The sequence below is a fragment of the Cryobacterium sp. TMT2-10 genome, from assembly GCF_004403075.1.
In the GTDB taxonomy this organism is placed as follows: domain Bacteria; phylum Actinomycetota; class Actinomycetes; order Actinomycetales; family Microbacteriaceae; genus Cryobacterium; species Cryobacterium shii.
Genome location: NZ_SOGW01000042.1, coordinates 1 through 8,824 on the forward strand (window position 1 = coordinate 1; position 8,824 = coordinate 8,824).

Annotated in this window: 7 protein-coding genes; all 7 read left to right on the top strand. The window is 71.8% G+C overall.

Annotation, left to right across the window (positions count from 1 at the left end):
• The first annotated feature begins 238 nt into the window (after positions 1-238).
• Positions 239-385, top strand: a complete 147-nt coding sequence (locus E3T37_RS16730; protein WP_160141052.1) for a hypothetical protein — start codon at positions 239-241, stop codon at positions 383-385.
• A gap of 49 nt (positions 386-434) precedes the next feature.
• Complete coding sequence (gene galE / locus E3T37_RS05225) at positions 435-1,409, top strand: UDP-glucose 4-epimerase GalE (RefSeq protein WP_134365765.1); 975 nt, start codon at positions 435-437, stop codon at positions 1,407-1,409.
• Positions 1,410-1,552: 143 nt separating this feature from the next.
• Positions 1,553-1,873, top strand: a complete 321-nt coding sequence (locus tag E3T37_RS05230; protein ID WP_134365766.1) for a WhiB family transcriptional regulator — start codon at positions 1,553-1,555, stop codon at positions 1,871-1,873.
• An 88-nt stretch (positions 1,874-1,961) separates the two neighbouring features.
• Positions 1,962-5,087, top strand: coding sequence for a glycosyltransferase (locus E3T37_RS05235; protein ID WP_134365767.1), 3,126 nt, complete (start codon positions 1,962-1,964; stop codon positions 5,085-5,087).
• A complete protein-coding gene (locus E3T37_RS05240; RefSeq protein ID WP_134365768.1) occupies positions 5,077-6,534 on the top strand; it encodes a DUF5719 family protein in 1,458 nt (485 codons plus the stop codon). The genes E3T37_RS05235 and E3T37_RS05240 overlap by 11 nt, the downstream gene beginning before the upstream one ends.
• Positions 6,535-6,605: 71 nt before the next feature.
• Positions 6,606-7,604: an MTAP family purine nucleoside phosphorylase gene (locus E3T37_RS05245; protein WP_134365769.1), complete on the top strand. Its 999-nt coding sequence runs from the start codon at positions 6,606-6,608 to the stop codon at positions 7,602-7,604.
• A complete protein-coding gene (locus tag E3T37_RS05250) occupies positions 7,601-8,665 on the top strand; it encodes an NAD(P)-dependent oxidoreductase (protein ID WP_134365770.1) in 1,065 nt (354 codons plus the stop codon). The genes E3T37_RS05245 and E3T37_RS05250 overlap by 4 nt, the downstream gene beginning before the upstream one ends.
• The last annotated feature ends 159 nt before the right edge of the window (positions 8,666-8,824 follow it).

Genomic DNA, 8,824 nt, shown 5'->3' on the forward strand with positions numbered 1-8,824 from the left:
AGCCCGTAGCCCGCAGCCGCAGCCGCAGCCCGCAGCCCGCAGCCGCAGCCGCAGCCGCAGCCCGCAGCCGCAGCCGCAGCCGCAGCCCGCAGCCGCAGCCGCAGCCGCAGCCGCACCCGCAGCCACACCCGCCGGCAAGGCCGGCGCCCGCAGCCACTGCCCCTTTTGGCAGGAATGTGTCGATTTCTGGCAATCGTGCCACTCGCAGCAGAAAGTCGCAATACCTAGAGTTTCTGCCATGACCATCATCATTCTGCTGGTACTCGGCGCCCTCATGCTGTGGGCCGTGCTGGCGACTCTGCACAGCCTGGGCGCCGACGGCTACGGCCGCAAGGAGCTGGCCGGGCGCAACATCCACCCGGAGGATCTGCCGCGCTCGCGCTAGGGTTAAGGCGCGGCAATGCGCGATTGCCGCCCGATCCTGTGAGGTTCAGATGGCGTGGCTTGTCACCGGCGGCGCCGGCTATATCGGCTCCCACATTGTGCGGGCTTTCCTGAAAGAGGGCATCGAGGTCGTCGTCATCGATGACCTCTCCAGCGGGCACGTCGAGTTCGTGCCGGCCTCGGTCCCGTTCGTGCAGGGCACCCTCCTCGACCGGGATCTGCTGATGCGCACCTTCGCCGAACACTCCGTGACCGGAGTCGTGCACGTCGCGGGCTTCAAGTACGCCGGAGTCTCCGTGCAGCGCCCGCTGCACACCTACGAACAGAACGTCACGGCCATGGCCGTCCTACTCTCGGCGATGCAGGAATCCGACGTCCCGCGGATGGTATTCTCCTCCAGCGCGGCCGTCTACGGCACCCCGCACGCCGACCTGGTCACCGAGGACACCCCGAAGAGCCCCGAGTCGCCCTACGGCGAGTCCAAGCTGATCGGCGAGTGGCTGCTGCGCGACCAGGCCGTCGCGGCGGGTCTGCGCTACACGGCGCTGCGCTACTTCAACGTGGTCGGCTCCGGCGCGCTCGAACTGCGCGACACCAGCCCGCACAACTTGTTCCCCCTGGTCTTCGACGCCCTGATGGACGGCCGCACCCCGAGCATCAACGGCGACGACTATGCCACCCCCGACGGCACCTGCGTGCGGGACTACATCCACGTGGCCGACCTGGCCGTCTCGCATGTGGCCGCGGCCCGGCGCCTGGACGCGGGGGAGCCCGTGCTGCCCGTCTACAACCTCGGCAGCGGCGACGGCGTCTCGGTCGGCCAGATCATGACCACCGTGGCCGCGGTGACCGGGATCGACTTCGCCCCGGTGATCGGGCCGCGCCGGCAGGGCGACCCCGATCGCATCGTCGCCTCCGGCGCATTGGCGGCACGCGACCTGCAGTGGATGATGCGGCACACCCTCGAGGACATGGTGCAGAGCGCCTGGCGGTCCCGGCAGGCCGCATCCGCCCCGCAATCCTGATCGATTTTCGCTCTTGGGCGAGTCGAAACCCTCCAGCAAATATTGAGGGTTTACTATCTGCGACTTGACGGCAGGGAATTACACGGCTGTAATTAGGGCTTAGCGTAATTTTGGGCACATTTTGCAGTGGGGTGGGAGACGATATGGCGCTATCAGATTCTCGTTCCGGGGTACCCGAGGATTGGTTCATCGATCCTGTCCGTTTGGGTGTTCCCGGGGTTCGCACGGAAAACAGCGACGGCGATCCGCTGTCGTGGCAGTCGGACTCGCTCTGCGCGCAGACCGACCCGGAGGCCTTCTTCCCGGAAAAGGGCGGGTCGACGCGCGATGCGAAGAAGATCTGTTCCTCGTGCGAGGTGAGAACCCAGTGCCTGCAGTACGCGCTCGCCAACGACGAGCGATTCGGCATCTGGGGCGGCCTGTCCGAGCGCGAGCGCCGCAAGTTGCGCAAGCGCGCGAGCTGACACGAGACCGCATCCGGGGCGACGGATTTCGGGCTCGCCTTCGCAATTGAGCCTCACCGGGCCCGATCCGACCTAGGCTGGGGTCGATATGCATGCGAGAGTCACGGCCATCCTTGTCGCCCGGAACGGCGCGAAACACCTCGAGAGAACACTCGAGGCGCTGAGTCGCCAGACGCGCCAACCGGACGTGGTGATCACGGTCGACTGCGGGTCCTCCGACAAGACGGCCGACCTGCTGGCCGCCTTCGGGCCGACCCACATCATCTCCGCGGGCGCGGACCTCACCTTCGGGCAGGCCATAGCGACGGCCGCGCGGATCCTTCCGCCGCCGACGTCCGACGGCGAGATGCTCTGGCTGCTCGCCCAGGACAGCGCCCCGGAGCCCGGTGCGCTGGCCGCGCTGCTCGGGGAACTGGAGATCGCACCATCCGTCGCCGTCGCCGGACCGAAGGTCATGGACTGGCACGCCGGCGACTACATCCACAACTTCGGTCAATCGATGACCCCCGGCGGCTCCACCGTGACACTGGTGGAGAGCGAGCTCGACCAGGGGCAGCACGACGGCATGGGCGACGTGCTCGCGGTCAGCGCCGGCGGCATGCTGGTGCGCCACACCGTCTGGGATCAGCTGGGCGGCTTCGACCCCGCCCTGCCCTCCGCGGACGACGCCCTCGATTTCTGCGTGCGCGTTCGCATGGCCGGCTACCGGGTCTCCGGCGTCGCGTCGGCCCGGATCGCCACGGCCGGAGACGGCGTCGCCGGCACGAGCGGGTCCTCCCGTGGGCGTGCCCGCCGCAAGCGGCTGCGCGCGATGCGGGCCGCCCAGCTCCACCGCCGCCTCGTCTACGCCCCGGCGTGGACGATCCCGGTCCACTGGCTGGCACTGGTTCCCCTGGCGCTGCTCCGGTCGATCGGGCAGCTGCTGCGCAAGGAACCCGGGGCGATCCTGGGCGAGTTCTCGGCTGCGTTCGCGGCGGCCTTCAGCGGGATCCGCGTCAGCGCGGCGCGCCGCCGGTTCGCCGCCACCCGCAAGCTGGGCTGGGGATCGATCGCGTCCCTGCGCGTCTCCTCGGCCGAAGTGCGCCGTCGCCACGCGCTCAAGCGCGAAGCCAGTGTGACCGGCGTGCGCGGAGACCGTCCGGACATCCGATTCCTCTCCGGCGGCGGCGCCTGGACCGTGCTCGCGGCCGCGATCGCCGGGGTGGTGCTCCTGGCGCCGCTCCTGGGCGCCCGCACCCTCACCGGCGGCGGGCTGCTGCCCCTGTCGGACTCCCTGGCCGAGCTCTGGGGCAGCGTCGGCTACGGCTGGCGGGACATCGGGCTTGGTTTCGTCGGTGCCGCCGACCCGTTCGCCGCGGTTCTGGCCGTGCTGGGCTCGCTCACTTTCTGGGCACCTTCCTTCTCCCTGGTGCTCCTCTACTTCCTCGCCCTGCCCCTGGCCGCGCTCGGCGCCTGGCTCGCTGCGAGCCGCCTCACCGAGCGCGCGTCCCTGCGCGCCGTCGCCGCCGTGCTCTGGATTCTCGCGCCCACCTTCCTCAGCGCCATCGCCGCCGGCCGCCCGGCCGCGATCCTGGTGCACCTGCTTCTGCCGTGGCTGTTCTTCGCGGGCTTCGCGGCGGCCCGCTCCTGGTCGGCCGCCGGCTCGGCCGCCCTCCTGTTCGCGGCGATCGTGGCCTGCGCGCCGTCGCTGACACCGGCGCTCCTGGCCGCCTGGCTGATCACCGTGCTGGTCAGCGGCCGCAGCGTGATGCGCTTCATCGGCATCCCGTTGCCGGCGTTGGCCCTCGCGGCACCGCTGATCCTGGACCAGGGACTTCGTGGCACCTGGCTGGCCCTGCTGGCCGACCCGGGCGTGCCCGTGCCGGGCCCGAGCGTTCCCGGCTGGCAGTTGCTCCTCGGCTTCCCGTCCGGTGAACTCGGTGGCTGGGCTCCGCTGCTCGAAATGCTCGGCCTGCCCGGCGTGCACGCCTCCGTCCTGGTGCCCGTCCTGCTGATCCCGCTCGCCGTCCTCGGCGGCCTCTCCCTCTTCCTGCACGGCGCGCGCGGCGCCGCCTTCTCCCTCCTGGCCGCGCTGCTCGGGCTGGCCACGGCGGTCGCCGCCGGCAGCCTCCAGCTGTCCTCGATCGGTGCCCAGACCCCGAGCATCTGGCCCGGAGCCGGCCTCAGCCTTTACTGGCTGGGACTGGTCGGCGCCGTCGTCTTCGCGCTCCGCGGACTGCGCCGGTTCGCCGTCGCGCCGGCCGTCACCGCGGTCGTCGCCCTGATCATCGTGGTGGCGCCGCTGGTCGCGGCCCTGCCGCTCGGCACCAGCGTCGTGCGCGAGGGCATCGACCGCACCCAGCCCGCATTCGTCAGCGCCGAGGCCCAGACGGATGCCCGCGTCGGCACCCTGCAGATCGTGCCGCAGCCCGATGGCGGCATCCTGGCGACCATCGTCCGAGGTCCCGGCACGACCCTCAACGCCCAGTCCACCCTCAGCAGCACCGATCGAACGCTCAGCGGCAAGGAAAGGGAACTCGCCGACCTGGCCGGAAACCTCGCCTCACGCAGCGGCCTGGACACCGCGGCGGGCCTGGCGGACTTCGGCATCCGTTTCGTGCTGCTCCGCCCGGCCGCCGTCACGCCCGCCGGTCCCGGTTCCGAGGCCCCGGTCACCCCGGCCGCGGCCGAGACCGCCGGCCGCACGATGACTGCGCTCGACGGCAACGCGGCGCTGTCGCCGGTGGGGGACACCGCATTCGGCCGGCTCTGGCGGGACGAGACCGTCGTCGGCGCCGGTCCGAACGGCACGATCCCGTCTCACCCCGGCGGCCCGCTCGGCGTCATCTCCCTGCTCGTGGCCGCCGTGGTCATCGGCGCCACCGTGCTGCTGTCCATCCCCACGGGCGCCGGCCCGGAGGCCGTGCGGCAGGCCAGCCGGGACGCGATCCGCGAAACGGCGAGGGCCAGGGCCAAACAGAAGGCCAAGGAGAAGAAGCGCACCGCCCGAACCCCGGGGAGGCGGAAATCGACTCCCCGCACGGCCGAGACGGTGACTCCGACCGCTCCGACGGATGCCGCGGCATCCGGGTCCGCCACGCCCGACGCCGGCGACGCAGTCAACACCGCCGACACAGTCAACACCGCCGACACCGTCAACACCGCCGACACAACGGGCCACCCCGGCACCACCGAGACGGCGACCCTCCAGGAGGAGGAGCACATTGCTCAGTAAACGCGGAATCGCCCTGTTCGGTGCGCGCGCGCTCGTGGGCGCCGTCGGCCTTGTCATCGTCGTCGCGGGCGTCGGTGCGGCGGCCGTCGTGCCCTGGCCGACCCTCGAAAAGGCCCCGCCCTCCGTTCTCGTGTCGCCGACGCCGAGCGAGCAGCAGCGGGTGTGCCCCGGCCCGCTCCTCACGCTCGCGGAGGACTCGACCCAGGCCCAGGCCGCCAGCTCCGTCGGCAGCGCCGAGGCCGTCTATGCCACCCGGTCGGTCGCGTCCGGCGCGGGCTGGACCGACCCGGAGGTTTCGCCTCTCACCGCCCCCGACAACGCGAAGGGCGACATCGACGGCGCGCCCCTGCTCCTGCGCGTCCCGGTCGAGGCGGGCGTGGACGCGGCGCCGCTGGTGTCCGGCAGCCAGTCCGAGACCGTGGCGAGCGAGACGCTCGGCGGCCTCGCCATCGCCGCGTGCTCCGAGGCGGCCAGCGACAGCTGGCTGGTCGGCGGCTCCACCGACATCGGCCGCACCAGCCTCGTGCTGCTGAGCAACCCCACCACGGTCACGGCCACGGTGGACCTGACCGTGTTCGGCGAGACCGGCCAGGTGGATGCCCCCGGCTCGACCGGCATCCTCGTTCAGGCCGGCTCGCAGCGGATCGTCTCCCTGGCCGGACTGGCCCCGAACCTCCGGTCACCGGTGGTGCACGTGCAGTCGCGGGGCGGGCAGGTCACGGCCAACCTCCAGCAGAGCATCGTGCGCGGCATCGCACCGGGAGGCGTCGACGTGTTCGGCGCCTCGTCCGGCCCCGGACGCACCCAGACCATCGCCGGCCTGCTGATCACCGCCGAGGCTCCCGAGGCCGCGCCCACCGAGGCCGGCGGCCTCGCCGACGGCGTCCCGTCGGTGCGCGTCCTCGTCCCGGGCGATCTGCCGGCCACGGTCGAGGTCGGGGTCACGAGCGCCGACGGTTCGGCGCCCGGAACCTCGGTTCAGATCGAGGTGCAGCCCGGCCTCACCACCGAGGTGCCGTTGACCGGGCTAGCCCCCGGCATGTACTCGGCCGCCCTGGTGTCCGACCAGCCGATCGTGGCCGCCGCCCAGAGCTCGTCCGCCGGTGCCCCGGGCCGCGACTTCGCGTGGTTCACGGCCTCCGACACCCTCGACGAGGAGTTCCTGGTCTCCGTCGCCTCCGGTCCGGTCCCGACTCTCGTGCTCGTGAACACCGGCGGCTCTGCCGCCACCTACACGGTCAGCCCCCGCTCGGGCGAGCCGGCAACGGTCGACGTCGCGGAGGGTCGCACGGCGACCCTGCCTCTCACCGCCGGCGGGAGTTACGTGGTCTCCGGCGGCTCCTCGACGGTGGCGTCGGTGACCTACGCGGGGGACGGCCTGATGGCATCCTTCCCGCTGAGTCAGGCCGGACCCCTGGCCGCACCGATCCGCGTCTATTCGCACTAGCCACTATCCGGCGGCCCCTGCCCGGCACCGGCAAACCGAACCGACGTGTTCGTGAACCCCTGGAGACATCCGTGACCGAGTCGTCCACCCCTTCCCGCCCACCTTCCGTCGACGAGGTGCGCGTCGCAGTCATCGGCGGATCGGGCCTCTACCGGCTCTTCGACGCCGGCACGGTGGTGTCCGTCGATATCGACACGCCCTACGGCCCCACCTCGTCGTCGATCACCATCGGCGAGCGAGCCGGGCGTCGCGTCGCGTTCCTGCCGCGTCACGGCGGCGACCACAGCGTGGCGCCGCACCTGATCAACTACCGGGCCAACATCTGGGCGCTGGCCTCGCTGGGCGTCACGGCCATCATCTCCTCCTCGGCGGTCGGCGGCGTCAGCCCCGAGTACCCGCCGGGGCTGCTGGTCGTGACCGACCAGTTCATCGACCGCACCACCGGGCGCGCCGACACGTTCTACGACCGGGGCACGGTCGCGCACCTGGCCGCGGCCGACCCGTTCGACCCCGAACTGCGGCGCTTCGCCATCGCCGCGCTCACGGCCCAGGACGAGGACTTCGCGCCCACCGGCACCGTCGTCGTGATCCAGGGACCCCGGTTCTCGACCCGGGCGGAGTCGCTGTGGTTCCGCGCCGCGGGCGCCCACACCGTCAACATGACGCAGTACCCGGAGGTCGTGCTGGCCGCCGAGCTCAATATCGGCATGGTGAACCTCTCGTTCGTCACCGACGCCGACGCCGGGCTGGCCCCCGCCGCCGATGAGCCGGGCGCGGCCGACCCCGATGCCGTGTCCGCTGGCCTGGTCTTCACGCGTCTCCGGGCCGCCCAGCCGCGCATCCTGGCCGCGATCGACGGAATCCTGCGCGCCCTGCCGCAAGAATTCGCGCCGCGGGAACTGATCGCCCCGGAGCACGTGCGCGCCGTGCTCGATCGCCGGCCCGGTTCGGCCGCCGACCTCCCGGCCAGCACCGACGCGTCCGTCCCCGTCGTCCCTGACGCCGTCGTCCCCGTCGTCCCCGTCTCCGCCGTCCCGGTCTCCGCCGTCCCGGCCGGAGTCGCCAAATGACCGGGCGACTGCTCGTCACGGGCGGCGCCGGCTTCATCGGCGGCGCGATCGTGCAGGCCGCCCTCGACCGGGGCTGGCAGGTGCGGGTGCTCGATTCCCTCCGCAGCGATGTGCACGGGGGCCTCCCGGTGCTGCCCGCCCAGGTCGACGTGATCGTCGGCGACGTGACCGACGCATCCGTCGTCGCCCTCGCCCTGCGCGACACGGATGTCGTCTGTCACCAGGCCGCCAAGGTCGGCCTCGGTGTGGACTTCGCCGACGCCCCGGACTACGTGCACAGCAACGAGGTCGGCACGGCCGTTCTGCTCGCGGGGATGACCTCGGCCGGGATCGACCGGCTCGTCCTGGCCTCCTCGATGGTGGTCTATGGCGAGGGCAGCTACCGGGGCGCCGGGGGCTTCACCCGCCCCGGGCCGCGCCGTGAGGCCGACCTGCTCCGGGGCGTGTTCGACCCGGTCGACCAGGCCACGGGCGAACGGCTCGAACCGGTGCTCGTCTCCGAGGAGGACCCGCTCGACCCGCGCAACGTCTACGCGAGCACCAAGCTGGGACAGGAATATCTGGCGTCGGCGTGGGCCCGCTCCACCGGCGGCCGGGCCGTGGCCCTCCGCTACCACAACGTCTACGGACCGGGGATGCCGCAGAACACCCCCTACGCGGGCGTGGCGTCGCTGTTCCGCTCGGCCCTGGAACGCGGCGAGGCCCCGCGCGTGTTCGAGGACGGCGGCCAGCGCCGCGACTTCGTGCACGTGGCCGACGTCGCGTCCGCTAACCTCGCCGCTCTCGACTGGACCGAATGCGCGGAGCCGTCCACGTTCCGTCCGTTCAACGTCGGCAGCGGCGTCGTGCACACGATCGGCGAGATGGCGGCGGCCCTCAGCCGGGCCACCGAGGGCCTCGCTCCCGTCGTCACCGGGCAATTCCGGCTCGGCGACGTGCGGCACATCACGGCGTCCTCCGAACGGCTCCGCCGCGAACTCGACTGGGCGCCGTCCGTCTCGTTCGAGGACGGCATGCGCGCGTTCGCGACCGCGCCGCTGCGCGCCGCCGTCACCCGGTAGCCCCCCGGCCCCCGCCCCGGGCCGAACCAATTCGACGGAGATATTGCTGTAAAACGGCTCTAGTGCGTATCCGCTTAGCTCAGCTAGAGTGAGGTGTGCCCAAACCTGATTTTCCGCGTTCGATTCTGGCGTTCCAGGAGTGGTTCGTGGATGAGCAGG

Bases quoted from the DNA above. Each gene is read 5' to 3' on its own strand.
- E3T37_RS05250 (WP_134365770.1), top strand. From the start codon at position 7,601: ATGACCGGGCGACTGCTCGTCACGGGCGGCGCCGGCTTCATCGGCGGC.
- galE (WP_134365765.1), top strand. From the start codon at position 435: ATGGCGTGGCTTGTCACCGGCGGCGCCGGCTATATCGGCTCCCACATT.
- E3T37_RS16730 (WP_160141052.1), top strand. From the start codon at position 239: ATGACCATCATCATTCTGCTGGTACTCGGCGCCCTCATGCTGTGGGCC.
- E3T37_RS05235 (WP_134365767.1), top strand. From the start codon at position 1,962: ATGCATGCGAGAGTCACGGCCATCCTTGTCGCCCGGAACGGCGCGAAA.
- E3T37_RS05230 (WP_134365766.1), top strand. From the start codon at position 1,553: ATGGCGCTATCAGATTCTCGTTCCGGGGTACCCGAGGATTGGTTCATC.